Origin of the sequence: Edaphobacter sp. HDX4 (genome assembly GCF_036877565.1) — a bacterium.
GTDB lineage: Bacteria > Acidobacteriota > Terriglobia > Terriglobales > Acidobacteriaceae > Edaphobacter.
This window is the reverse complement of the sequence record NZ_JAEDXW010000018.1, coordinates 31,998-56,246: the sequence shown is the minus strand read 5'-3', so window position 1 is coordinate 56,246 and position 24,249 is coordinate 31,998. Positions and strand designations below refer to the sequence as shown.

Annotated in this window: 20 protein-coding genes and 1 pseudogene; 13 read left to right on the top strand and 8 right to left on the bottom strand. The window is 59.8% G+C overall.

From position 1 onward, the window contains the following. Window positions 1–208: 208 nt before the first annotated feature. The 3 genes from JAO29_RS16665 (at window position 209) to JAO29_RS16655 (ending at window position 4,134) form a co-directional block, all read left to right on the top strand. Window positions 209–1,327 carry a DUF481 domain-containing protein gene (locus JAO29_RS16665; RefSeq protein ID WP_334269382.1) on the top strand — a complete coding sequence of 373 codons (1,119 nt, stop codon included), beginning with the start codon at window positions 209–211 and terminating at the stop codon, window positions 1,325–1,327. 88 nt (window positions 1,328–1,415) lie between these two features. Next, window positions 1,416–2,885 (top strand): DUF2252 domain-containing protein, encoded by a 1,470-nt coding sequence (locus JAO29_RS16660; RefSeq protein ID WP_334269381.1) that lies wholly within the window; start codon window positions 1,416–1,418, stop codon window positions 2,883–2,885. A 22-nt stretch (window positions 2,886–2,907) separates the two neighbouring features. Further along, entirely contained in the window at window positions 2,908–4,134 is a 1,227-nt protein-coding gene (locus tag JAO29_RS16655) for a hypothetical protein (RefSeq protein ID WP_334269380.1), read from the top strand. Window positions 4,135–4,229: 95 nt separating this feature from the next. Here JAO29_RS16655 and JAO29_RS16650 read toward each other — a convergent pair whose 3' ends face one another. The 3 genes from JAO29_RS16650 to JAO29_RS16640 form a co-directional block, all read right to left on the bottom strand. Further along, on the bottom strand, window positions 4,230–6,674 hold the full coding sequence (locus JAO29_RS16650) for a fused MFS/spermidine synthase (RefSeq protein WP_334269439.1): 2,445 nt from the start codon (window positions 6,672–6,674) through the stop codon (window positions 4,230–4,232). A 290-nt stretch (window positions 6,675–6,964) separates the two neighbouring features. Then, window positions 6,965–7,789, bottom strand: a complete 825-nt coding sequence (locus tag JAO29_RS16645) for a neuromedin U (protein ID WP_334269379.1) — start codon at window positions 7,787–7,789, stop codon at window positions 6,965–6,967. A 92-nt stretch (window positions 7,790–7,881) separates the two neighbouring features. Next, window positions 7,882–9,450 carry an arylsulfatase gene (locus JAO29_RS16640; protein WP_334269378.1) on the bottom strand — a complete coding sequence of 523 codons (1,569 nt, stop codon included), beginning with the start codon at window positions 9,448–9,450 and terminating at the stop codon, window positions 7,882–7,884. Between the two features lie 698 nt (window positions 9,451–10,148). Between JAO29_RS16640 and JAO29_RS16635 the strand changes: the two genes are divergently transcribed. The 8 genes and pseudogenes from JAO29_RS16635 to JAO29_RS23595 all read left to right on the top strand — a co-directional run bounded on the left by JAO29_RS16635 (window position 10,149) and on the right by JAO29_RS23595 (window position 17,623). Continuing rightward, entirely contained in the window at window positions 10,149–11,135 is a 987-nt protein-coding gene (locus JAO29_RS16635; protein ID WP_334269377.1) for an AAA family ATPase, read from the top strand. A 121-nt stretch (window positions 11,136–11,256) separates the two neighbouring features. After that, complete coding sequence (locus JAO29_RS16630) at window positions 11,257–12,267, top strand: DUF58 domain-containing protein (RefSeq protein ID WP_334269376.1); 1,011 nt, start codon at window positions 11,257–11,259, stop codon at window positions 12,265–12,267. Next, the gene (locus tag JAO29_RS16625) at window positions 12,264–12,737 is read left to right on the top strand and encodes a DUF4381 domain-containing protein (RefSeq protein WP_334269375.1); all 474 of its coding nucleotides are present in this window, start codon (window positions 12,264–12,266) and stop codon (window positions 12,735–12,737) included. The genes JAO29_RS16630 and JAO29_RS16625 overlap by 4 nt, the downstream gene beginning before the upstream one ends. Beyond that, window positions 12,667–13,776 (top strand): vWA domain-containing protein, encoded by a 1,110-nt coding sequence (locus tag JAO29_RS16620; protein ID WP_334269374.1) that lies wholly within the window; start codon window positions 12,667–12,669, stop codon window positions 13,774–13,776. The genes JAO29_RS16625 and JAO29_RS16620 overlap by 71 nt, the downstream gene beginning before the upstream one ends. Next, window positions 13,773–15,410 (top strand): VWA domain-containing protein, encoded by a 1,638-nt coding sequence (locus tag JAO29_RS16615; protein ID WP_334269373.1) that lies wholly within the window; start codon window positions 13,773–13,775, stop codon window positions 15,408–15,410. Before JAO29_RS16620 ends, JAO29_RS16615 begins: the two co-directional genes overlap by 4 nt. Then, complete coding sequence (locus tag JAO29_RS16610) at window positions 15,407–16,759, top strand: BatD family protein (protein WP_334269372.1); 1,353 nt, start codon at window positions 15,407–15,409, stop codon at window positions 16,757–16,759. Before JAO29_RS16615 ends, JAO29_RS16610 begins: the two co-directional genes overlap by 4 nt. Before the next feature lie 217 nt (window positions 16,760–16,976). Further along, a pseudogene (locus JAO29_RS23600) lies at window positions 16,977–17,404 on the top strand (recombinase family protein); the annotation flags it as partial. Then, window positions 17,381–17,623, top strand: a complete 243-nt coding sequence (locus tag JAO29_RS23595) for a helix-turn-helix domain-containing protein (protein WP_442886420.1) — start codon at window positions 17,381–17,383, stop codon at window positions 17,621–17,623. The pseudogene JAO29_RS23600 and the gene JAO29_RS23595, both read left to right, overlap by 24 nt. On the opposite strand, the gene JAO29_RS16600 is transcribed toward JAO29_RS23595, so the two are convergent. The 3 genes from JAO29_RS16600 to JAO29_RS16590 form a co-directional block, all read right to left on the bottom strand. Further along, entirely contained in the window at window positions 17,613–17,828 is a 216-nt protein-coding gene (locus tag JAO29_RS16600) for a hypothetical protein (protein WP_334269371.1), read from the bottom strand. The two genes, JAO29_RS23595 and JAO29_RS16600, sit on opposite strands and share 11 nt — an antisense overlap. A gap of 119 nt (window positions 17,829–17,947) precedes the next feature. Further along, on the bottom strand, window positions 17,948–18,430 hold the full coding sequence (locus JAO29_RS16595; RefSeq protein ID WP_334269370.1) for a DUF1254 domain-containing protein: 483 nt from the start codon (window positions 18,428–18,430) through the stop codon (window positions 17,948–17,950). A gap of 23 nt (window positions 18,431–18,453) precedes the next feature. Beyond that, a complete protein-coding gene (locus tag JAO29_RS16590) occupies window positions 18,454–18,906 on the bottom strand; it encodes a hypothetical protein (RefSeq protein WP_334269369.1) in 453 nt (150 codons plus the stop codon). Between the two features lie 2 nt (window positions 18,907–18,908). On the opposite strand from JAO29_RS16590, the gene JAO29_RS16585 reads away from it, so the two are divergent. Both JAO29_RS16585 and JAO29_RS16580 read left to right on the top strand, forming a co-directional pair. Continuing rightward, window positions 18,909–19,094, top strand: a complete 186-nt coding sequence (locus tag JAO29_RS16585; protein ID WP_334269368.1) for a hypothetical protein — start codon at window positions 18,909–18,911, stop codon at window positions 19,092–19,094. Window positions 19,095–20,443: 1,349 nt separating this feature from the next. Further along, a complete protein-coding gene (locus JAO29_RS16580) occupies window positions 20,444–20,710 on the top strand; it encodes a hypothetical protein (RefSeq protein WP_334269367.1) in 267 nt (88 codons plus the stop codon). A 75-nt stretch (window positions 20,711–20,785) separates the two neighbouring features. Here the strand turns inward: JAO29_RS16580 and JAO29_RS16575 are convergent, their stop codons facing one another. Together JAO29_RS16575 and JAO29_RS16570 are read right to left on the bottom strand one after the other, a co-directional pair. After that, complete coding sequence (locus JAO29_RS16575) at window positions 20,786–21,745, bottom strand: ArdC family protein (protein WP_334269366.1); 960 nt, start codon at window positions 21,743–21,745, stop codon at window positions 20,786–20,788. Window positions 21,746–22,211: 466 nt separating this feature from the next. Beyond that, entirely contained in the window at window positions 22,212–24,164 is a 1,953-nt protein-coding gene (locus tag JAO29_RS16570) for a winged helix-turn-helix domain-containing protein (protein WP_334269365.1), read from the bottom strand. Window positions 24,165–24,249: the final 85 nt, after the last annotated feature.

Sequence of the window (24,249 nt, the reverse complement as noted above, 5' to 3'; positions counted from 1 at the left end):
GCCGATTTCTGAGTCATCGTGCGTGGCCCTAAAGCAATGCGGTCGAGGACATCGTCCCTGTTCGTATACTTCTTAGAAAAGACGCTGGGATCGAAACAACGGTCAGTTTTTCGAGCAGAAGGCTTTGCTTCCGGCTTGGTGTGTAACTATAGCACGTAGGTTTAATGCGATCGCTTTAGTAGTCTTGGCAGAACTAGGGAGTCTCTTGATGCCAGGTGTACCTGCGCTCCTTTGCCTCTCGGCGCGGACGCGTTTGCCGCCGCCGGTACCGACTGGACCAGCACGACCGGCACCCATTGTCTGCATCCTTACCCCGCTTCTGCTTTTGATGACGCCACTCGCCCGCGCCTCCGGCCGCCCCAAGACGGACGTCGTCATCATGAAGAACGGCGACAGGTTCACCTGCGAGATCAAATCCCTGGAAAAGGGCCAGCTCAACATTAAGCCCGACTACACAAACAGCACCATCGCCCTCGACTGGGAGAAGGTGGACCACGTCGAGAGCAAACAGGGCTTCGTCGTCAGCGATCCCCATGGCAACATCTACTCTGGCAAAATCCAGCACGATCCGAAGACGAAAGACCTCACGATTATCGGCTCCGATACCACGCGCCTGCCCAATGTCGAAGTAGTGCAGGTCGAAGAGCTAGGAGAAGACTTCTGGAAGCGCATGCGCGGCAACATCGACTTCGGAACCAGCTTTGCCCAATCCAACAGCCAGAAGATCCTCTCCCTGCAGGGAGGCCTCGGCTACCAGTCAGAGAAGTACATCGTTTCGCTCAACTCCAACTCGCAGTTCACCAGCCAGCAGCAGGTCAACGACACCAATGAAACCAACATCAAGACTTCCCTCTATAAAGAGCTGAGGCGCTCAAACTGGTACTACGGCGGCATCGCCAACTTTATCTCCTCCACGGCGCAGCAGATCGCACTGCGTTCCACGTACGGCGCTACGCTCAACAAGCGCTTGATGTTCACCAATCGCAGCAACCTCAACGCCGTCGGCGGACTCGCATTCACCACCGAGCGCGACAGCGAAGGCGCTGAGAACTCCGCCCGCAACAATGCCATCGACTCCGCCTTAGCCATCAACTACTCCACCTTCCGCTTCGAGTCCATCACCTTCGACACCGCCTTCTGGCTCTACCCCAGCATCACCTCGCCCGGCCGCGTCCGCTTCACCCTCAACCAGGACGTCTACTACAAATTCCTCGGCGATTTCTACATCCGCATGAGCTTCTACGACAACTACGACAACCAGCCCGTCGTCGGCGCCCCCAGCAACAACGTCGGCGGCTCGACCACGGTAGGCTGGTCGTTCCATTGAGCTGGTCGTTCCATCGCGCTAAGGCTTGTCGTTTGGTTGTGAGCTAAGATAGTCGGCACCTGAACCCAACGTCCACGCCGGGGTACGAATGGCAACGCCAAAGAAAGCACTAGCGAAGACCTCCTCTCCCCGCAACTCAAAACCAGCCTACGCAAAGCGGACGGCGAAAGCCACTGCCCCCGAGCCCCTCATCGCCTTCCACGGCGACCGGCCTTTGGCTGAACGTCGCGACGCCGGCAAGGCATTCCGCAACAAGGTTCCCCGCGAAGCCCACGGCAAGTGGGCCCGCCGCTCCGACTTCCCCGGCGTCGTCGAGATCGTCATGGCCGGCAACAAAGGCCGCCTCGAGAAATATGTTCCTCTGCGGTTAGCCCGCATGGCCGCCTCGCCTTTCGCCTTCTATCGCGGGGCGGCTGCTGTCATGGCGCAAGATCTCGCCCCCACCCCTGTCACCGGTCTTATGGCCCTCATCGACGGCGATGCGCACATCAACAACTTCGGCCTCTACGGCACCCCGCAACGTGACGTCATCTTCGACCTGAACGACTTCGACGAGTCCGTCATCGGCCCCTGGGAATGGGACCTCAAGCGCCTCGTCGCCAGCGTCAACCTGGCTGGACGCGAGAATGGCCTCAACCGCCGAGAGCGCGCCGAGGCCGTCCGCCGATGCGTTCTTGGCTACCGCACAAATCTCAACCGGCTGCAGACCATGGGCGTGCTTGAGACCTGGTACCTTCACGCCTACCCCGGCCGCGCGAATCCCCTGGTGAAGATCGATCCCAAATCCCGCGCTGTCTGGACCAAGGCCGTCGCCAAGGCCGCGCATCAGACCAACCTCTCCCTGCTCGCCAAGGTAGCCGAAAAGGTCGGCGGCCGCTGGCGCTTCCGCGAAGACCCGCCCGTCCTCACCCACGTCGACAACGCTACCCGTAACGCCGTCGAGAAGGCGCTCTTCGACTATGCCGGCACCCTCCACCGCGAACGCAAGTTTATGCTATCCCGCTACCGCATCGCCGACGTTGCTCATCGCATCGTTGGCGTGGGCAGCGTCGGCAACCGCGCCTACCTCGCCCTGCTCTTTGGCAACGGCGACAATGACCCCCTCTTCCTCCAGGTCAAAGAGGCCATCGTCCCCGCCCTCTACCCCTTCGTCGAACACAACGGCCGTGGCGAATTCTCTCACCAGGGCATGCGCATCGTCATCGGGCAGCGCGGTCTTCAGGCCTCTACCGATGTCATGCTTGGATGGACCGAGATTGATGGCCGTCCCTTCTTCGTCCGCCAGATGAAGAACATGAAAGGCTCCATCCCCGTCGAATGGCTCACCGGCGATGCCTTCAACTTCTACGTCTGGGTCTGCGGAGCTCTTCTCGCCCGCGCCCACGCCCGAACCACCGATATCGCTCGCGTCGCCGGATACTGCGGCAGCTCTGCCGTTCTGGACGACGCACTTGCCATCTTCGCTGAGTCCTACGGGGATCAAACCATCCTCGATCATGCTGCCCTCGTCCAGGCCGTCAAGGATGACCCTGCCGTGCAGGCGATGATGGGCAAATAAACTGCAAAACCAAGGGGGAACCGTGGAAGCACGGAACGATACCGTCCCAGTCTCGGGTGTGCTGCCCGACGCCAGCAAAATTCCAAAGGCACCGCCCTTCCTGCTTATGCAGGGCGGTCCGTTCTACCGTATCGAGCGACGCATCGGCATCGTCCGGGAGAACGCTCCTCTCACCAAGCGCCGTGCCGTCATCGCTGCCGCCATCACCTGGCTGCCGCTGCTCGTCTTCACCCTCTTTCGCGATACTGCTCTTGGCAGCGTCCGCATTCCCTTCCTGCACGACTTCAGCGCCTACACCCGCTTCCTGCTCGGCATCCCTCTTCTGCTGCTCGCCGAACTCATCGTCGCCCCCCGTATCGCCGAGGCCGCCGAGCAGTTTCTCCTCACCGGCCTCGTTCTGCCAAAAGACTACAAACGCTTCGACGCTGCGATCGAAAAGGGCCTGCGCCTCCGCGACTCCGTTCTCGCCGAGATCGTGATTCTCTTCATCGCCTACGCCGTCACACTCATCACTTACAGGAATCTCACCGTCCACACTTCTACCTGGTACTCCATGGAGATGCCCGATGGCAGCTTCCAGTTCACCGGCGCAGGATGGTGGCAGCTCCTCATCTGTGTCCCTCTGCTGCAGTTCCTTGTTCTTCGCTGGTGCTGGCGCATCTTTCTCTGGTTCCGCTTCCTCGGCACCGTCAGCAAGCTCGACCTCCGCCTCTTCCCGACGCATCCCGACGAAGCAGGCGGCCTCGGTTTCGTGGGCGAAGCGCAACGCTTCTTCGGCCTTCTTCTCTTCGCCTACTCCTGCTCCATCACCGGCGTCATCGCCAACCAGGTCGTCTACGGCGGCACCCCACTCCAGCACTTCGCGCCCGTTGTTGGCGTGTGGGTCGTCTTTGCCCTGCTGCTCGCCGCCCTGCCGCTCGTCGTCTTTACGCCGAAGCTGCTCGTCACGAAGCGTCGCGGCCTCCATGAATACGGCGCTCTCGCCACCGCGTACACCGGATCCTTTCATCAACGGTGGATCGAAGGCCATAACCCCGAACACGAACGTCTCCTCGGCACCGGCGACATCCAGTCGCTCGCCGATCTCGGGGGCAGCTACGAGATCATCGAGGGCATGATGCCTATCCCCATCGATCCCAAAGCCCTGCTGCAGCTCGTCATCACCGCCTTGCTTCCCATGGTCACCCTCCTGCTCACCGTGATGCCTCTCAAGGAAGTGCTCAAGCTGCTGATGAAGATCGTCGTCTAATCCTGTCCACAAGCCCTGCACCGCCCTGTCGGCGGATGCAATGTCCCTGTCCCGAAGAGAGATAGGTTTCGCAGGACGTGAGTGATTCTGCTGAACTAATCCCGCCCAATCACCCACGCATAGTAAGCATTCCCCGGCTCCGCCGCCTGCACTCGCGCAATCGACCGCCGCCATGCGGCCTCATCCCGGCCATATGCCGCCAGACCCGCCGCGTAAAAATCCATCAGCACTGCGCGCCGCTGCTCGACCTCGGCCCGTAGAGCATCGCCGCCGCCCTCCAGCGGAACATCTGTCTTGAAGGCAAGCATCTCCGGCAGCACCCACGTAATCTCCCCCGGATGCACCCACGGACCGTACTCCACCCGCGGCCTGTCGTCGGTCACCGGCTTCGCACTCGCGGCAAATCTCTCCAGCCCCTCGCGCCCGGTCACCCACGTCGCCAACATTGCCGCAGGCGAGTCGATGCCGACGCTCTTCAGGCTCGCCGCCACCGTATCCGGCGAGAACCTCTCTTCCACCCTGCGCGCATTAATGCGTATCGGGGCGTCTGACCCCACCAGCAGCATCTCGTGCAGCTCCGTCGTCCACAGCGTGGCATACGGAAATGCATCAAGAAAGCTCCGCACCAGTCCGCGCGTCTGCTCCGCATTCTGCGTCGTAATCGGCAGCCACTGCGCGAAAATCCCCTTCGGTGCCAGTCTCTTCCTCGCCAGCTTATAGAACTCCGTCGAGTACAGATTTGCCACGCCCTCGGCCGAAGGCGGCGGCGGCTCCAGGGTGATGATGTCGTACACCTCCGAGCTGCGCATCAACTCCTGTCGCCCGTCCCGCAGACGGATCTCCATCTTCGGGTCGTGCCAGGCATTGTAGTTTTCCGGAAACATCTGCCCCGAGCGCACCACCGCAGGCAGCAACTCCGCAACCACGCGCTTTTCGAGGCCGGGATAACGCAGCGTCTCCCCCGCCGTAATTCCTGTGCCAAACCCCACCACCATTGCCGACTTCGGTTCGCCCTCATGGATCAGCAACGGCACCATCGCCTGCAGCCGCATATACCGCATCGAAGGCATCGCATCGCCCGAGTTCGACACGCCTTGGATAAACAGCCGCCGAAACACGTTGTCCTTCGCCCGCTGCTGCGCGATCGCCACCGTCCCGCCGCGCCCTTCTTCGTAGAACACCAGCTGCCCACCGCCGCGCGTCGCAAGCAGTAGGTTCGCCAGCTTGTCCGCTGGAGTCACCACCGCCAGCGCGATCACCGCCAGCCCCGCACCGGCCACCACAAACTTGCCTGCACGCCCCGAACCCGAGAACGCCGCGATCAGTCCCACCGCTGCCGCCCCAATCGCCAGCAGCGCCAACGTCCGCACCAGCCCCAGCGCCGGAATCAGCGCAAACCCCACCACCAGCGTGCCCACAATGCCGCCCGCCGTGTTCACCGCCACCACGCGGCCCACATCGCGCCCCACGGCACGTGCGCCGACGATCAGCCGCAGCGCCATGGGAAACGCCGCGCCCAGCAGCATCGTCGGGACGAAGACCATGCCCAGCCCTGCCACCGCGAAGCTCGCTATCATGTGCGCCCCCTGGCTCTCCGTCGCGTGCAACACCTGATCTCCTACGGCAAACTGCGCATGCACCACCCACGGCCCCAGCGCCGCGAACTCGAGCATCGCCACCAGACCCGCACCCGCGATCAGCATCCCAAACACGCCCCACGAATCGCGCAGATGGCTGAGCACCCGAGATCCGACCCACGCCCCCATCGCCAGTCCCGCCAGGTACACCGCCAGCACAATCGAAAACGCAAAAGCCCTCGTGCTTACAAACTGCCCGATCGCCTGCGTCCACACCACCTCGTAGCCCAACGCCACCCCGCCGGCAGCGGCATACAACGCCAGCGGCAGCCACGGAGCAGCCTCGCCGTGCGCGCGTTCCGTATCGCGCAAAGTCGGAGTTGCAGAGGCCCAAAGGTTATTTGCTCCTGAATGAGTTACATTCTCTTCGCGACCTGCAAACACCCACACCACGGCAGCCGCCGCAAGATTCAACACCGCGGCCGCAAGCGCCGCACCACGCAATCCAAACCAGGGAATCAGCGCGAAACTCGCCGCCAGCGCGCCAACAATGCCGCCCACCGTGTTCGCGGCATACAGCAGCCCTCCCTCTGAAGCCGCTTCCCCGTCATCCGTGCGCAGAGTGCGCACCGCCACCGGCAGCGTGCCGCCCATGACGAACGCAGGCACACCCACCAGCACAAACGGCAGCAGCCACGCGAGCACGCTCATATGCTCGCGCATCCATACAAATGGCATCGCCGCGTGCGGCAGCACCAGCGTCGCCGCGACCGCCAGTAAAGCAATCCCCACCTCCAGTGCCGCATATAGCTTTGCCGGAGAAGCCACGCGATCGGCCATGCGCCCGAACACCGCGCCGCCCGCTCCCAGCCCGGCAAAGAAAGCGCTCACAGCCACCGTAATCGAGTAGACCTCGACCCCTACCACCAGCGAGAGCTGCCGCACCCACAGCACCTGGTACACCAGCGCCGCCACCCCCGACAACGCCAGCGCCAGCGCAAACACCCTTCTGCCAGCGCCGGCGCGCGCCGCAGAAAGGGAGCCAGCCGCAACGCCCCGGTTACGGGCCTTCGACGAACGCAAAGAGGAGGACGCAGTGCCAGGAGTCAAAGAATTACCACCAGTTCAGGGGACTTGTTGCGCTTCCAGTATCGGCCTGCCGCACCGTTTTATATCTCTGCGGGACCATCTTAGTGTCTCTATGGCCCGCTTTTGGGTTTCTGTGGCCGGATTTAACGTTTCTGTTGCCGGCTTTAACGTTTCTGTGGATAGATCAACGCAAAGATAAACCGCACCGTCGTGGAACTCGCCGTATCCGGCCGCATCGCGTTGTAGTAGTACTGAAAGCCCAGCGTCATCGGCTGCTTCTGAAAGACCAGCGTCCTGCTGATGCCGCCACCCACAGGAACCGTCCACTTCTGCCCCGACGCCGCATCCCAGTTCGCGGTCATACTCGGCGCCGTCGCCAGCGCCCATCCTTTTCCGAAGTTGTAGTTGATAAAGTACTGCCATAAAAACGCGTTCGTTCTCGGCGCTCCGCCCGAGTCCGACATCGGCCAGATCTGCTGAAACAGCGAGCCAATCACCCACGGCCCCGGCATCGACAGCAGCACGGCCGCGAAGCCGCCGCCCCACGTTCCCGTCTTCGCCGGCGAAGCCGTCGCGGTGGGAAACGAGAACGATGGCCCGACGCCGACGATGACCTTGTGCGGTCGCGCCGGAGTGAAATAGGTCTGTTGATTGATATCCCCTACGCCGCTCGAGCTCGTGCCATCGCCCGTGGGGATGCTGTTGATCGGAACGATGGTCCGGCTGATCAGCGTGACCTTATTGTTCAGGTGAATCGGAATCACCGGCTGAAAGTTCAGATTGAAAAACGTCTGGTCCTGATAGGCGCCGCCATTGTTGAAGTTAAACTGGAAGGGGATGGAGACGATATCGCCGACGGGATTCTGTGTCGTCTTCGCCAGGTCCGTTGCGTTCGGTTCCGCCGCAGGTGCACTCTGGGCCTTTGCCGCAGCGCCGGCTGAAGATATCGCAGCAGCAAACACTGCTGCGAGGAAAGGTTGTCTGATCACCTTGGCCTCGAAATGCGACCGGACTCATCATCGATGAATCCGGTCGTTGTTGCGTGCGCTCGATTTAAACGATTCAGGAATGAATCATCTCTTCACTTCTTATGTTGCTGTTCGTACGCCTTCTCTCCCATCTTCACTGCACCTTCAGGATCGATGGTGAAGCTTTGCGGAAGCTGGCTCGGCGGAAACTCCTTGAACGTGTCCATAAACTGCGTCGCCACCATTCCCAACTGGAACAGCAGATACGCGTTGTGGACCCGCCAGTCATTGATCTGATCGGAGGTGAAGTCCGCTCGTTCATAAGGATCGAGTCGCAGATTGTACAGTTGCGGAGTTCGCAGGCAGGTAAGCGGATTCTGCCATACCTGGAATCCTCCGGGCTGCCTTTGTTCGCAGAAGACTGCCTTCCAGTTCTCATGCCGAACGGCAACCAGCAGACCGTCGTCATCGAAGTAGAAAAAGTCCTTGCGAGGAGAAAGTTGTTCCTGGCCCGTCAGGTACGGAAGGATGTTATAGCCGTCCAGATGAACCTTGTGAGCCATTCCGCCCGGACCCGTACCCTTCAACAACTTTTCCTTGATAGTTGTATCTCCTGCTGCAGCAAGGAAGGTTGGGAACCAGTCCAGGCCGGAGACGATCTCGTTCGACCATGTATCAGGCTTGATGTGTCCCGGCCAGCGCACCACTGCAGGAACCCGGAACGCTCCTTCGTAGTTTGAGTCTTTCTCATTACGAAACGGGCTCATCGCCGCGTCCGGCCAGGTGAACATATTCGGCCCGTTGTCAGTCGTGAACAGAACGATGGTGTTTTCCTTGATGCCAAGGTCTTCCACCTTCTTCATCAACTTTCCGACGTTCTGGTCCATCTCCCACATGCCATCGGCATACTCGTATCCTTTGCCAAGACCCGCCTTGCCGATGTAATCCGGCCGTACATGGGTGAAGATATGCATCCGCGTGAAATTCATCCAGGTAAAGAACGGTTTGCCTGCCTTCACCTGCCTGTCCATGAAGTCCATCGCCGCCGTTGTTGTCTCGTCGTCGATCGTCTCCATGCGTTTGATGTTCAACGGGCCCGTGTCCTCGATCTTGCCGTCCGCGAAGGTATGAAGGACCCCGCGTGGAGCATAGACCTTCACGAAGACAGGATCGTTCGATGGCCAGTACGGCATCTCGGGCTCCTGCTCCGCGTTCAGGTGATACAGGTTCCCGAAGAACTCATCGAAGCCATGGTTCGTGGGCAAATACTCGTCCCGATCGCCGAGATGGTTCTTGCCGAACTGACCAGTCGCATATCCCAGCGGCTTGAGCGCTTCGGCGATGGTAATATCTCGCTTCTGTAAACCGATCGTAGCGCCCGGCATACCAACTTTCGAAAGTCCGGTACGGATAGGTGACTGCCCAGTGATAAACGAGGAGCGACCTGCTGTACAGCTGTTCTCCGCGTAGTAGTCGGTGAAGGTCATACCCTCTTCGCCGATCTTGTCGATGTTGGGTGTGTCGTAACCCACCAGCCCATGGCCGTAACGGCTGATGTTTGACTGCCCCACGTCATCGCCAAAGATGACAAGAAAATTCACCTTCTTGGCTTGGCCGCTTGCACTCGGAACTGCCATAGCAGCTGCCGTCGCCAGGCAGAGAAAAAAGATAGCGTACCGCATCGGGTATCTCCCGCGCAGCCGTAACTTCCGCAGCGTAGAAAACATTGAGAACTCCTCTCTCGTTCAACTCCCAAATACCTTCGTATTGAGAAACCGAAAAGGACAGGCAGCCCTTAGTTACGGCTGGCTCTTTTTACTGACGAACGGTTCTCTGTCACCATCCATCGTCCTCGGACGGAGACAGACTTCGTATGTGCCCTACGACTCAGTTCGCAAATTCAAATTCGCAATAAGGTCCGGGAATGACTACAAACGTCAGAAAACAGGAAGGAACCAGAAACCACCTGGGCAGCGATTCTGCCCTGCTTCGCCGGGCAAGTCAAGTCCGGATGCAGGAGGATAGCCAGAATTTATTTGGAAACTTGTCAAGAGGAGATCAGACCTAAACGGCACAATCCACACGATTTAGACTTGCCGATCAGTACGCTTGAGCTTAGTAGAATTAAGACGGGGAAGATGGAAACTTATCCTCTGGGTCCTCACTATGTGAACCTGAACGGGAGTTGCTTGTTTTTGAGGGTAGTCCGAAGCTAAGTTATTTCCTTCGAAGATTTTGCACAAAAAAGGGGGGAGGGGGTACCCGGTTTGGATTCCCTCTGGATTTGCATTCGGTGAGCACCTGGGCTATTGTGGCGATCTCATAAGTCCGGCTGTAAAGCACGTCCGACAAAGTCAAACTTCTGGCCCAGAGAGTTGCCGTGACCGCACGCGATTCGATCCTCCAGCTCCAGAAACAGATCGCCCGGACCGTCCTCGGACAGGAGGCCATGATTGAGCGCCTTCTCATTGGCCTGCTCGCCAACGGCAACCTCCTCGTGGAAGGCCTTCCGGGACTCGCCAAGACCCGCGCCATCAAGAAGCTCTCCGCCTTCCTCGACGCCGGCCTCTCCCGCATCCAGTTCACGCCCGACCTCCTCCCTTCCGACATCACCGGCTCCGAGGTCTACTACGCCGCCGAGGGCAAAGGCGAGTTCCGCTTCCAGCCCGGCCCCGTCTTCAACAATCTCGTCCTCGCCGACGAGATCAACCGCGCCCCCGCCAAAGTGCAGTCCGCGCTGCTCGAAGCCATGGAAGAGCGCCAGGTCACCATCGCCGGAACCACGCACACCCTGCCCGAGCTCTTCCTCGTCATGGCCACCCAAAATCCCATCGAGCAGGAAGGCACCTACCCCCTGCCCGAGGCGCAGCTCGACCGCTTCCTGATGCACGTTTACGTCGATTACCCGGAAGAGAAATCCGAGCGCGACATCATGCTCCTCGTCCGCGGCGAAGAACAGCCCGACGAAAAAGCGGCCGGCGACGCGCCGCACACCGCGCCCGAGAAGGTCGCGCAGCAGGTCATCTTCACCGCCCGCAAAGAGATCCATGCGATCCACATGGCCGAAGCCGTCGAGAGCTACATCGTCGCCCTCGTCCAGGCCACACGAACGCCCGAGCGTTACGACAAAAACCTCCGCAACTGGATCCAGATCGGCGCCAGCCCGCGCGGCACCATCGGCCTCGACAAGTGCTCGCGCGCCTACGCCTGGCTGCACGGCAACGACTTCGTGCGTCCCGACGACGTGCAGGCCATCGCGCACGACGTGCTTCGCCATCGCCTTCTGCTTAGCTACGATGCGCAGGCCGAAGGCATCAAGCCAGACAAGGTCATCGACAGGATCGTGGAACTCGTGGCCATTGCCTAGAGAGCGAACGTATCAAGCAGCCGCCGAAGGAATCGGATGGAACAACGAAGGGATGATGTACCAACGCTGATGCTCTGATGAAACTGGCATCCTGAGCGCAGCAAGTCGAAGAATCTGCATTTTGCCGTACCAGCAACGATCTTCGACACCATGGAAGCAGCCGATCGAGACCGATCGGACAAATCTCGCCGCAGGGGTATGCATGGGAGCCTACGCCGAACTCGACTCGCTCGTCGCACTGGAGTACAAGGCGCGCGGCTTCTCGCTTCGCCACAACCAGCCCGTGCGCAGCCTGCTCTTCGGCCGTCGCGCCTCGCACGTCCGGGGCCGCGGCCTCGACTTCGAGGAGCTACGGAACTATGTCCCCGGCGACGACGTCCGCTCCATCGACTGGCGCGTCACCGCCCGCACGCAGAAGCCCTATCTCCGCGTCTACTCTGAGGAACGCGACCGCCCGACGATGCTCGTCGTCGACCAGCGCATCAACATGTTCTTCGGCAGCCGCCGCAGCATGAAGTCCGTAGTCGCGGCCGAGGTTGCCGCGCTTGCTGCCTGGCGCGTCTTGACTCAGGGCGACCGCGTCGGCGCCTTCGTCTTCAACGACGCCGTCATCGAGCAGGTGCGCATGCATCACAGCCGCTCTACCGTGCTCCGCATCCTCGATCGCATCACCACGCTAAACAAACAGCTTCGCAGCGACCTGACCGTGCCCTCTGCGCCCGAAAAGCTCAACAATGTGCTCGACAAGGTCGCGCGCATCTGCCACCACGAGGCGCTCATCCTCATCGCCAGTGACTTCGAAGGCGCCGACGCGAAGACACGTGACCTTCTGCTGCACCTCTCGCAGTCCAACGACGTGATCTGCGCGCTGGCCTACGATCCGCTCGCCGTGCAGGCACTCACCTCGGAGCAGCTCGTCGTCTCGAACGCAACGCTGCAGGTCGAGCTGCGGCTCGGCGAACAGAAGGTTCGCGAGGGCCTGCGCTCCGCCTCCGACAAGCGCCTGCGAAACGTGCTCTCCTGGCAGGACGAGCTCAACATCCCTGTGCTCCCGCTCTCTACTGCCGACGACGTCCCCCAGCAGGTGCGCCATCTGCTCGGCCACATCGCCGCCCGTGGAAGGCGTATATGAGAGCGCCCCTCGACAGCCTGCACAATTTCTATCAGCCTCCGCCGCCCTCGTGGCGTCCGCAGACCATTGGCTGGTACGCCGTTTTCGGTATCATCGCGCTTCTCCTGCTGTGGCTGGCCGTCCGCCTCCTTCGACGCTGGCGCGAAAACCGCTACCGCCGCGAGGCGTTAAGCGAGCTCGCAACTGTCGATGTCACCCAGCTCTCCGCGCTGCTCAAACGCACTGCGCTCTCCGCATGGCCTCGCGAAGAGGTCGCCGCACTCAGCGGCCCTGCATGGCTCAGGTTCCTCGACGGCACCGTGCACGCGCCGCTCTTCGAAAACGCGCCAGAGAATTGCATCGAAGAGATCGCCTTCTCCGCACCGCCGCTCTCGAGCGAAGACGAGGTCGCGCTGCGCAATGCCGCAGGCGCGTGGATCAAACATCACAAGCCGCCGCGCCAACCTAGGAGGCCGCATGTATCGACTTGAGCATCCGTGGCTGCTCGCGCTTCTGCCGTTGCCGTTGCTCATCTATTGGCTACTGCCTGCGTATAAGGAAGAGCAATCCTCGCTGCGACTGACCTTCTTCGACTACTTCACGACATCGCTTGGTCTCACCCCACAGCACCAGGCCGTCATTCTGCGCACCAACTGGCTGGAGAAGATCGTAGCGCCGCTCTGCTGGGTGCTCGTCGTTCTGGCGTTGGCACGGCCGCAGTTCATTGAGCCGCCTATCCAGAAGATTGAACCCGGCCGCGACCTCATGCTCGCGCTCGACATCTCGCAGTCCATGGAGACACCTGACTTTCGCATGCCCGATAACAAACGCATGCGCCGCGTCGACGCGGTGAAGCAGGTCGTCGCTGACTTCATCCGCCGCCGCCAGCACGATCAGATCGGCCTCATAGTCTTCGGCCAGGCAGCCTATCCGGTTACGCCGTTCACGCTCGACCATGACGCTGCTCTGAAGATGCTGGGCGAGATCGACGCCGGGATGGCAGGCCCTCAGACAATGATTGGCGACGCCATCGGCCTGGCCATCAAGCAATTCAACGCGAGCGCGGCCAAGCAGCGCGTGCTCATCCTGCTCACCGACGGAAACGACACCGGCAGCCGCATGCCGCCGCGCCGCGCCGCCGAGATCGCGAAGCAGAACAACATCACCATTCACGTCATCGGGCTCGGTGATCCGCGCGCCACCGGCGAGGACAAGGTTGACTACGCCGCGCTCAAGCAGATCGCGAACACCACGAGAGGACAGGTCTTCCAAGGCGAGAACCGCGTCGAGCTGGAGAAAGCTTACGGCACGCTCGACAGGATCACGCCGCAGAACTTCAAGACGCTCAGCTACCAGCCGCGCCGTGAGCTTTACATGTTCCCGCTCGGCGCCGCGCTTGTACTGCTAGTCGGTTACAACCTGCTGATGCTCATCATCGGCCTCGTTCTACAACTGGTGCGCCGCAGCCGCGGCGAAACAGCCCCTGGCAAAGATTCCAAGAAATCCGATGTCCTGAAGGTGCACGTATGACGCTGCGAGAGTGGTGGGACGCGGTGCATTTTCTGCGACCGCACTGGCTGTGGATGATATTCGCCGTGCCCGTCTTCTACCTCTCGCTGGCGATCCGCGACAACGCACGCGCCCGCTGGCAGCGCTACATCGATGCCGACCTTCTCGACCACCTCATCGTCAAGCGTCGCCGCCGCTGGCGCTTTCGCCCCGTGCACCTGCTCTCGCTGCTCATCCTCATCGGCTCCATCGCGGTCGCCGGGCCGGCCTGGCTGCGCGAGCAGCCACCCTTCACTGAGGACAAGGCGCCGCTCGTCATCGCACTCGACCTCTCGCCGACGATGAACGCCATCGACCTCAACCCGACGCGCCTGGAGCGTGTGAAGCTCAAGCTGCGCGACCTCATCGGGAAGCGCAACGGCGGACGCACCGCGCTCTTCGTCTACGCCGGCACAACCCACATGGTACTTCCTTTCACCACCGACACTTCGCTCTTCGACGTCTATCTGGACTCGCTCTCGACCAGTCTGATGCCGCGCACAGGCAAGGACACCGCGAGGGCGCTCGACGCTATCGAAAGCTTCCTCACGGACGAGACGGTTCCCGGCACCGTCCTCTTCGTCACCGACGGCATCGAGCCTGCCGCGATGCCCGCATTGCAGAAGTTCACTGCCAGACAGGACCAGCCTGACGACATCCTCGTGCTCGGCGTCGGCACCAGTGTGGGCGGCCCGGTGCGGCTCGGCTCCAACCGCTTCCTCGAAGAGAACGGCCGTCGCGTCTTCACGAAGCTCGATGTTAGCGCGATGCGTGATTTGAGCAAGTACCGCATCGACGCCACCACGCTGACGCTCGACGACGACGACATACGGTGGATCCAGCGCCGGGTGCAACATCACCTGCAGGCGATTCAGCAGAAGGACGCAAAGACGCGCTGGATCGACGAGGGCTACTGGCTCACCATCCCCGTCGCCGCACTCGGCATCTTCTGGTTCAACAAGGGCTGGACCATCCGCTGGACCTCAACCGCGCTCGCCGTCGCCTTTGTGCTTCCTCCGCAGATCGGCCCAACGTACGCCGTCGGTCTGCCGTCGATTCTTGCCAGTTTTTCCTGGCTCGATCTATGGATGACACCCGACCAGCAGGGCCGTTACTACTTCCAAAAGGGCGACTACAAGAAGGCCGCAGAAGAGTTTGAAGACCCGTTATGGCGCGGTCTCGCCTCGGCACGTGCAGGCGACAATGCCGCCGCGCTCAATGCCTTCGCACTCAGCGACACTGCCGAGGCCTGGTACAACCAAGGTAACTCGCTCGCGCGCATGGGCAAGTATCCCGAGGCCGTCACCGCGTACCGACAGTCGCTCGCGCGTCGTCCGAACTGGAACGACGCCGAAGCCAATCTCACATTGGTGCAGTCGCTGATCCCGAAGCCCACGGCGCACAAGAAAGACAAGCAGGAGCCACAGGAAGAGGCTCTTGATCTTCCGCCTGACCAGACCAAGTTTGACGATAAGGGCAAGCAGGGCAAGACGACGCGCATGAACGTGAAGCCCGAGACCGTGGCTGACATCTGGATGCGCAACATTCAGACCACGCCCGCCGACTTTCTGCGTCGCCGCTTCGCGATTCAGGACGCAAAGGCGGGCCATCGATGAAACGACTCGTCGCGGTGCTGGTTTTGTTCACAGCACTGCGTGCGTTCGCGCAAGCTCCTGTCATTCGCGCGCACCTCGAGCCTGCGAGCAACATCATGGTGGGCCAGCCGGTGCGGCTCGTCGTCTCCGTCTTCGTGCCGAACTACTTCACCGGCTCGCCGGAGTTCCCCGAGTTCGAGATCGAGAACGCCATCGTCGTGCTGCCGCAGGACCGCCCCCAAAACTCCAACACGCAGATCGGCAGTACGACCTACTTCGGCATCACGCAGACTTACATCATCTACCCGCAGCAGGCGGGGGAATTTCCCATACCTCCAGCGAAGATCTCTGTACCCTACGCCATCGCACCGCCGAAGAGCATCATCGCTGAAGCCGCTCTGCCCCCGCTCAGCTTTCACGCCGACGTGCCCGCCACCGCGCGCCAGCTGCCGTACTTCCTTCCCACCACGCGGCTCACCATGACTGAGCACTGGTCGCGTCCGCTGAAGGGTCTCCGCACCGGCGATACGGTGGAGCGCACCATCACCATCACCACGTCGAAGATGCAGGCGATGCTGATTCCGCCGCTCGAGCTCGAGCAGCCCGACGGCATGCGCATCTACAGCGGCGAGCCCACGGTACGGGATCAGAAGACCTCGCGCGGCGACTTTGTCTATGGCCAGCGCATCCAGACCGCGAAGTACTTCATTCAGAAGCCCGGCAACTACACCCTTCCGCCGATCGAGCTCAAGTGGTGGAACCTCTCGACACGCAAACTGGAAATCGCTGTGCTGTCCGAGACGAAGTTCACCGCTGTTGTGAACCCGGACTATAAGGCCGAGCTTCCACCACCGCCAGAGGCCGCATTCACGGCGCCTGCCCCGCGTAACCATCCTTGGCCACGCTACCGTGGGCGCGCCAGGCTCGTTCTGCAAATCGCTCTGTTCATCGCGTTCTTGTTGATGCTGGTGCGCCTTGGGCGGCAGATGTTGCCGCATATCGTTGCATGGCTGAAGCGACGCCGCAATTCCGAGGCCGCATGCTTTCGCGCACTCGAGCATGCCGCACACGCAAACGATTCGCACGGTGCCTACGCCCGCCTGCTGCGCTGGTCTGCGATGACCTACCCCGGCATGTCGCTCAGGGAAGTGGCAAACGTTTCGTCCGATGCCGCGCTCAGCCACGAGATCGATAGCCTCACCGCGTCGATCTACTCCGCCAAGGGCAGCGCAACATGGAATGGCCCACAGCTCGCTGCACTGTTGCAACAGCTCAGGAGCCGGAGCGCGAAGCACAGGCACGCCGACACCTCAAGCCACCTGCAGTCGCTCAATCCTGAACCTCCGCGCGCATCCAGGATCTCGCTCTGACTAAACTCTGCCTTGCATTTCGTTACGTTTGGGCGCGCCTACGATTTTGCACCGCGGCTCTCGAAGCTCGCGAGCAAACCACCAACGATGCAGTCGCTCACGAGGCACGAGCCGTGCGTTAGTTGAGCGGAAACGCGAGAGTCGGTGTTGGGTCTACCCAAACGATACGTAACAGGCTATTGGCAAATCGCGTAACGGATGGGTTGGAAATGCCTTTATGAAACGTATAATGGCCCGGGTTTTAGAGCCTATTGTTACAAAAAAGACGAAGAGACCTGCGAAAGTGGCTAAGGCGTCGACAGGGAAGTGCGTCGGTCACATCCGCTTGAGCACGCTCCATCAACGCGAGGACCGTCAACTTGAGGGCGTTTCTCTGGACCGTCGTTTTATCGATCGCGTTTCAGGAAAAGATATAAAGCGCCCCCAGCTCACGGCGCTGTTGTCGTTCGTCCGTGAGGGAGACACGGTTGTGTGTCAATGGACCGCCTAGGCCGCAACTTGGACGATTTACGCAAGTTGGTTTTCGGCCTGACGGAGCGCGGGGTACGCGTCGAATTTCGGCAAGAAGATCTTTCCTTCACTGGGGACGAATCGCCGATGGCTAATTTGCTCCTAAGTGTTATGGGCGCGATTGCTGAGTTTGAGCGGCAATTGATTCGAGAGCGTCAGCGAGAGGGAATTGCGCTGGCGAAAGGACGAGGAGTATATAAGGGCAGACCAGCAATGCTGAACACGGACGTTGTTGCTTCGCTCGTACACAGGCTTGAGTCCGGAGATAAACCTTCGGATCTGGCCCGAGAGTTTGGGATCTCGCGGATGACGCTGCACCGCTGTCGAGCGAAAGCGGCCGGGATTAAACCATGAGGAAACCTAGGCAGATCGCGATGCACTGTCCGTGTGGGAACCCGATGATTTGATTGCCGGTGGCGATGGCGCGAACAAGGCCGCGTTCCGTGGCTTCATCCAGCGACTTCCATTCGGAGCCTTTGCTGACGCTGAGGCCGATCTGCTGGAAGGAATTGATCAGACCGTTGGTGGTATCCGCCGAGACCGGGAGCCAGCGATGCATCCAGTGGCCGAGAGAATCGAAGAACTGGAGCCCTTGCGGGGCTTCGCTGGTATAGAGCGGTACAGAAGGCTCCGGATGCAGGCGCTTTGCCCTTGTAGCCCGGCGGAAGGAAGAGATGTTTACCGCCCTTCCCGGCGTCCGGGCCAGGAATCCCCAAGGTCCGCTACGTAGCGTTGATTCATGTCGTTCGCCACGCCCATGATGAGGCCGGGAGGGATCTCAACGACGATCGGGCCTTGGGAGACATCGATGTTCGCTCCCGAGTACGGCGTGTCCGAGTTCGGCGTAAAGACGACCTGGTAGGGACTGCCGTTCATGAGCACGAATGATCTATTTGTGACCATGCCTGCCCGCGCATTGCCCTCCCAGATGGCTAACATGGAAAGCGTGGGGTAGAAGAATTTATAGGCTTGAATCGCCGTATTGAGATCCGCGTCGTCATATCCCTTTGTCGCCGTGTCGGCAGGCGGATAGCCGCGTTCGAAGGTGGAGGCAGCATCTGTGGTTTGGGTCGTCGATGCATGTTTCGGCTGCTCACAGCCGATGATGAGAAGGCCTAGGACGAAGGTTGTGGCTGTGATCTTCAAAGCTCCGCGCTTCATTGCTATCTCCTAAGAACGCGCTGTTACTTCTTCTTGCCGATTGGAAACTGCAGATTGAGGCCAGCGAAGACGTGGAATTGAGGCTGGCCCGTTCCGTCGTGAGCCACGGAGAATTGCGGCTCAGCAAAGGCGTTGATGGTGGTTCCTCTGTGCAGCAGCCATACCTTACCTGCGCCGATGCCCAGAGGCACGACGAAGTGGCTCTGCGCAAAGTCAAAGTTCATCGTTGCAGTGGAGCGGAGATACCACGCTCGGGGCAGGATGTAGATGACGAGTGGCTGGACCTGCATGTTGTGCTGCGTGGTTCGGGAACTGTCTCCGGCAAAGGAGTGTTGCCAGGTGACGAGCGCCCTCCCGATGCCCCATTTGCGTGGAGCGATCGCGAGCGTGGCGAAGCCTGCCTGGTACTTGCCGGTTCCGGTGAGCGTCTCGCTGCCGGTGGGAAAGGTGAATTGTGGACCGACGGCAACCTCCACCTTTGCCTTTTGAGTACGAAGGGGAAGAGGTCGATGATGTTGAGGTCTCCTATGCCGAGGACGGAGCCGCCCTTGCCGTCGGGAGAGTTGACGATGGAGGGCATGGTGAAGCGGAAGAGCTGGCCCGTTCCACCGAGCTTGTGCGGGATGAGGCCGCGAAGCAGGAAGGCATTCGAGCCTGGAGATAGATCGTAGAGCTGAGGGCCAGCTTGATCATGGAAGTTGACTGTAATCTTAGGCGTCAGTGGATTGTTAGCTGCATTCACATCGGAAGCATTCGGCTTTTGGGCGCTAGCCGAGCTCCCTAAGGTTGCTGGCAGAAGGGCACAACCTAGAAAAAGAGTAACGAAACGACGATAGGCCATAAGCTCATATCCCGAGGCTTAGAATTACCGAGCATTCTTCCCGTTCTTCTAATCTGGATAGAGTGAATCAACCAACAAGAATTGCCAAGAAAAGTCACGCGCTAAAGTGGTGAGTCAATATAGCACCAGGTCGTTTGCAGCTAGCTCAAGGCACGATGGTAGACATGGGAAACGGAGCAGTTTTGCCAAACCTTCGCGCCACCAGTTCGATTGGACGTAAATGATCGTTATTATCTGCGATAAACTAACATTAGTTTATCGCAGGTTACATCCAAGAGATCCACGATTTCGGGAGCATCCGATGCCGCAACAGTCGCCAGTCTAACGCTTACTCTGCCGGCTTTGCCTTCGTCGAAGATGGATCGCAATTGTTCCAGGCTGTTCATCTGCAGCCTGTAGCTGTAGGGATTCAAGCTCAAGAACTCGATTGCAAATTCTTCTTAGGATAAGCAGTAGGACTCAGAAGACGAGTGCAACACCCGCCATTGGGCCATTCCAAGGCCTCCTCGGCAACTACACAGCTCCGGCCCCCTCGCAGCGCGCTATGGAATGTTCAATTGGTGTGCGATCGCGGGATGAAGAGACCGCTCCGTCCGAACTCATCCTGCGACGGAAGCGGCCTGAGGAGAGGGGCCTCGCTATCTCGCATTCTAAGGATGGACGCTTTACGTCCATCGGCTTTGAAGCGGATGAACTACGGCTAATGGCATTGGGCGTTTCGGATAAAACATCGAGTATCGCAGAGGACAATGATTCTTCGGCCTGAAAGATAGTCTCATATAGCAAAGAAGCCGGGAACAATGCGCATCTGCCATCCTCGAACTGATGAACAGGCGGTTCCTTATCCTCTCCGCGGTGACGATGATGGGTTCTGTTCGAAGGTCCATCCAGCATTCTTTCCCACTATCAAGTCGCAAGGCTGCCGGCGATCAAACAAAGTCGCCATTGGAATAAATAATTTATTGCACGATTACACGATGTGGCACTTGCAAGACCTTAACCAGACCACAACGGTACGTGATGCCATTCCTGATCTCTAGCCCTAGGAACCGGTTGCAGATAAGATGAGAGCTCATCTGAAGGGCAACGAGCGGTTGAGATCTTCATTAAAGCCAAACAGCAGGTGAAAGGCAGACATGCTCTGCAATCTCGCTATACGCCGGAGCCGCCAGATGGGCAATGAACCGTACAGCCTTCGTATCACCGGCAAGACCTCGCTTGGCCCTTCCGGCACGGGAGGGGCAGATCTCATCGAATCACTGAATGCCGATACGGTGCGGAGTACGTTGCAGGACCTGGGCATGACGGGGGACGTGCTCGCCGCTGCCGATGCAGTCATCAACGACCCTCGACACGCGGACCGCTTCATCTCCATCGCCGAGGCGGTGCAGATTCCTTTCGATGTGTTGGAGCGAGCACATGTTAACCTCTTCGACTGAACGCGACCGCCCTCGAAACCGCGAGCAAACCGAATCCAACGATGCGGTTGCTCACGATCCCCGAGCCGGGTAGGTCTATGCTTGCCTTGAACCTAAACGTAGAGCGTCCGATTGTCCATCATCATCTTCTTTGGTCAACATCTGGCCTGTGATCATGTCGACGGCCTTCTGAGCTGCTGCGGCTGCCTGAATAACCATCCGGTTGTCCTGCCTCAAAGCGGCGATCCAATGCTGTAGATATGCGGTGGTGTTCTGTTCGGTGTGTTCGGTTTCGATGCCTGCGATTGCAGAGAGAAAAGCGGCCCCAGTCTCTGCGATGAGCTCTTCCTTGCTGTAAAGCTCGTCCCCGAAGCGTTCTCCAAAAGCCCGGGCAAGGCGGGACTCATGACCGGTGCTGTGAATCAGTTCGTGAAAGAGGGTCTTGTAGTAGTGGGCGCCGCCAACAAAGCGAAAGCGAGCCGGGAGATGTACGGAATCGGTGCTCGGCCGGTAATAGGCGCGGCTTTCTGACCGGATCTCAGTCCGGATCGTGGGGCGCCCGGCCCAATTGCTCACCATGGCTTCGCAAGAAACATCCAGTTCGGCCTCGGTCAGCGCGGGTTCTTCGATCAGCGGTACGTTGAGACCGTCGCACTGCTCCACGTTGAAGACGCTGTACGAGGTCAGCATGAAAAGCAAGCGCTTGCTGTCGCTAACTTTTTCCTCGGTTGGCTGTCCGGTCTCGTCGCCCTTCAACATTGGCTTGTAGAACACAATGCGCTCGCTGCGCTCACCCTTCCGTACAGTGCCTCCGAGCTCCTGGGCCTGCTTGAACGTCAGCCAGAATGGCGAGCTGTACTCGGAACCCCAGAGCAGCATGATGTTGATACCGCGGTAGGGCTTACCGGTATGGAAGTTGCGTGGGAAGACTCCGCCTGCGAACTTCGGCGACTTCCACGGCTTCTCCCAGGGAATCACACCCCTTTCGAGGTTGGCGATGATGCGGTCGGTTACGGTCTGATATGTGTTGAGCCTATCGCTGTTCGGCTTTTGCATGGGAGTTCTCCTGTCCTGAAATGGCCTTGCTGTGTTTGCTTACAAACACGCCTTGGCCCTGGCCCACGCCAGCGGAGGCGGCAAGTGTCAAGAGGACGGGTTCCTTACCCGAAATGAAATGGCGGGCGCCACAGGCGGTCTGCACAAGCGCAGCGCGGAAGATTAGGGTGCCTCTTGCGCGCGCCAGAGGCAGAGCCTCTCAGCAATGTTTGGTTTCCTTGTTCATGCACGGTACCTCAGCGAAGTTTTTGGCTTCTTTGATTCGCTCGGTGCATATGAATTGCGTTCAGGGTTCGCGTTCGATTTGGCCGTGGCCTCGCGGGTAGAAACATCCTGCGCCGTGCAAGCAGGAGGACCCATACAAGCGGACTTCTGAGGGACGATCAGGCTTAACTTCCGTACTGATCGTCGATGAGTGACTCGGCGATTTAGCGAAACCCCAGTGTGCATCGACTCAGCTATTCCTTCATGGCGTCGGATAGGCTGGCGGTGTTGCAGTCTTGTTGCTATTGATTTCGAGCAAAAAGTTCGCTTGGCATTTTTTCGAGGATGTGTGAATTTGGGCGAAGTCCCGAGTCCCCCTGAGGCCCGCGAAAAAGGGGTCGAGATCAACGGCGGGGTAGGAGCAGTACCCACCTCTGACTGCCTGCCGCAGCAATTCCAAAGACGCGTTTAGTTTGCCGCAATAGGCCAGGTGAGATGCGGCAAAGTACTTGGTTTCCGGATCATCGGCAGGAACAAGCCGATCCGCAACTTTGTCGATCTCCGCTGATGGTCGATGCTCAGCGCAAGCAAGCAACATATCGAAGCTCTGCCATTGCGGAATCCCAGCCGGACCCAGGCGCACAGCCTCCTCGATTTTCCCCTCGCGTAACAAGATGTGAATAGAAAGAGCCTTCCGCCAGTTCGATCCCTCTGAATCGAGGCGAACAAAATCCATAGCGCGGCTGTAGTCGCCCGCCAGCAGGAAGACCACCGCGCAGGAACGCAGTCCGGAACTTTGCGTGTGAGGCTCAAGGAGAAAGGCAATATCGCATTGCGTCGCTGCTTTGTCCAGCAAGCCCGCGTATCGCAGCACGTAACTGAGGGAGTAGTGCGCATCCGCGCTGTCGGGCCGGCGGCGCATCAGGTCCTGCGCTTCATGCAGAGCCTTCGTCAGCTCGCCGCGCTCTGTGTGAAGAGCTACCAAACCGGCGCTCGCCGGAAGATAGTTAGGATCAAGAGACCGGGAGCGTTCCAAAGCGGCTTCAAAGCGGTCCATCGTCTTACTCTTGCCGCTCGCGTACCGGCTCTCCACATAGTATCTCCTGCTCAGCATCAGCCACGCTGGAGCAAACGAGCGATCGAGTTCGACCGATCGCTCCAGCATCCGGCTCGCTCTCTGGCTTGGCTCCGGATCGTAAGGCAACGAGAGACTCTGCAGATAGAGAGTGTATGCTTCATTGTTCGTTGGTCTTGATTCCGCGCGCGGAGCGGTAGCAGGCGCTCCCAGCGCCGTTGCAAGCTCCCCTCGGATCTTCATAAGGATCTCGTCGCGCATCGCAAGCATGTCACCGGCCGGCGCCGTCAAGGTGTTCCGCCACAGCAAGCGCCCGTCGTCTACTTTGATTGCTTCCACCGAGACGTGGAGCAGCTGTCCTTCCTTGATGAAGTGCCCCGTCACAACACTCGAAACATGCAAACGCCTGCCCGCGCTCACCAGATCGGCTTCAGCTACAAGAGTTTTGCTGGTCGTCGTGGCAGGCCGAACCGAAAGCGAACCCACGTTGCTCAGTTCGGTGGCGACCTCGTCGGCCAGGGCAATACTCAGGAAGTCGAGGCTGGGATCCGATCCGGCATTCTGCAGCGGCAGCACCGCCACAGAACCTTCATCGGTCTTGGGCAAAAATGAGCGCTGCCTGCTGAGCGCGAAAGCAAGCACGCATAGCACGGCTATACCGGCCGCAACGAATCTCAATCGCCACATTCGGTCAAGAACACTGGCAGGCGAGGCAAGAGTGGGAGACTCAACGGTAGAGGGCGCAATTCCGTGATCCTCATCCTGCTTTCCTTCATGAGTCGAGGGTCGCTCTGCCGTCGCCGGCCTGGAGTCAACCGGAACGCCCAAGCGATATCCCACGCGGGCTACGGTGAGTACTATGCGGGCGTCCTCGTCGTTCAGGGCCTTGCGTAGTTTGGAAACGGCTGTAGCGATCGAGCCATCCACCACCATCACGCCGGGCCACACGGAGTCGAGAAGTCGCTGCTTCGTGACTACCTGACCAGCGTCGAGAAGGAGCTGGCGAAGAACCTCCAACGGCTTCGTTTCGACCTCGACCAAGCGGCCATCGACCCGTAACTGGAGCCGAAGTTCGTCGAACTCGCAGTTCCCAAATGTCCAGATGAGGGCCGAGGGGCGCGATTGCTGTTGCAAGGACATACAGTTACAGGCCTTTAGAGTTCTTTAGAGCCGCTTCAGGACTTCATTCACCTTCCTCGTTGAGACTGCCTTCACTTGAACGCAG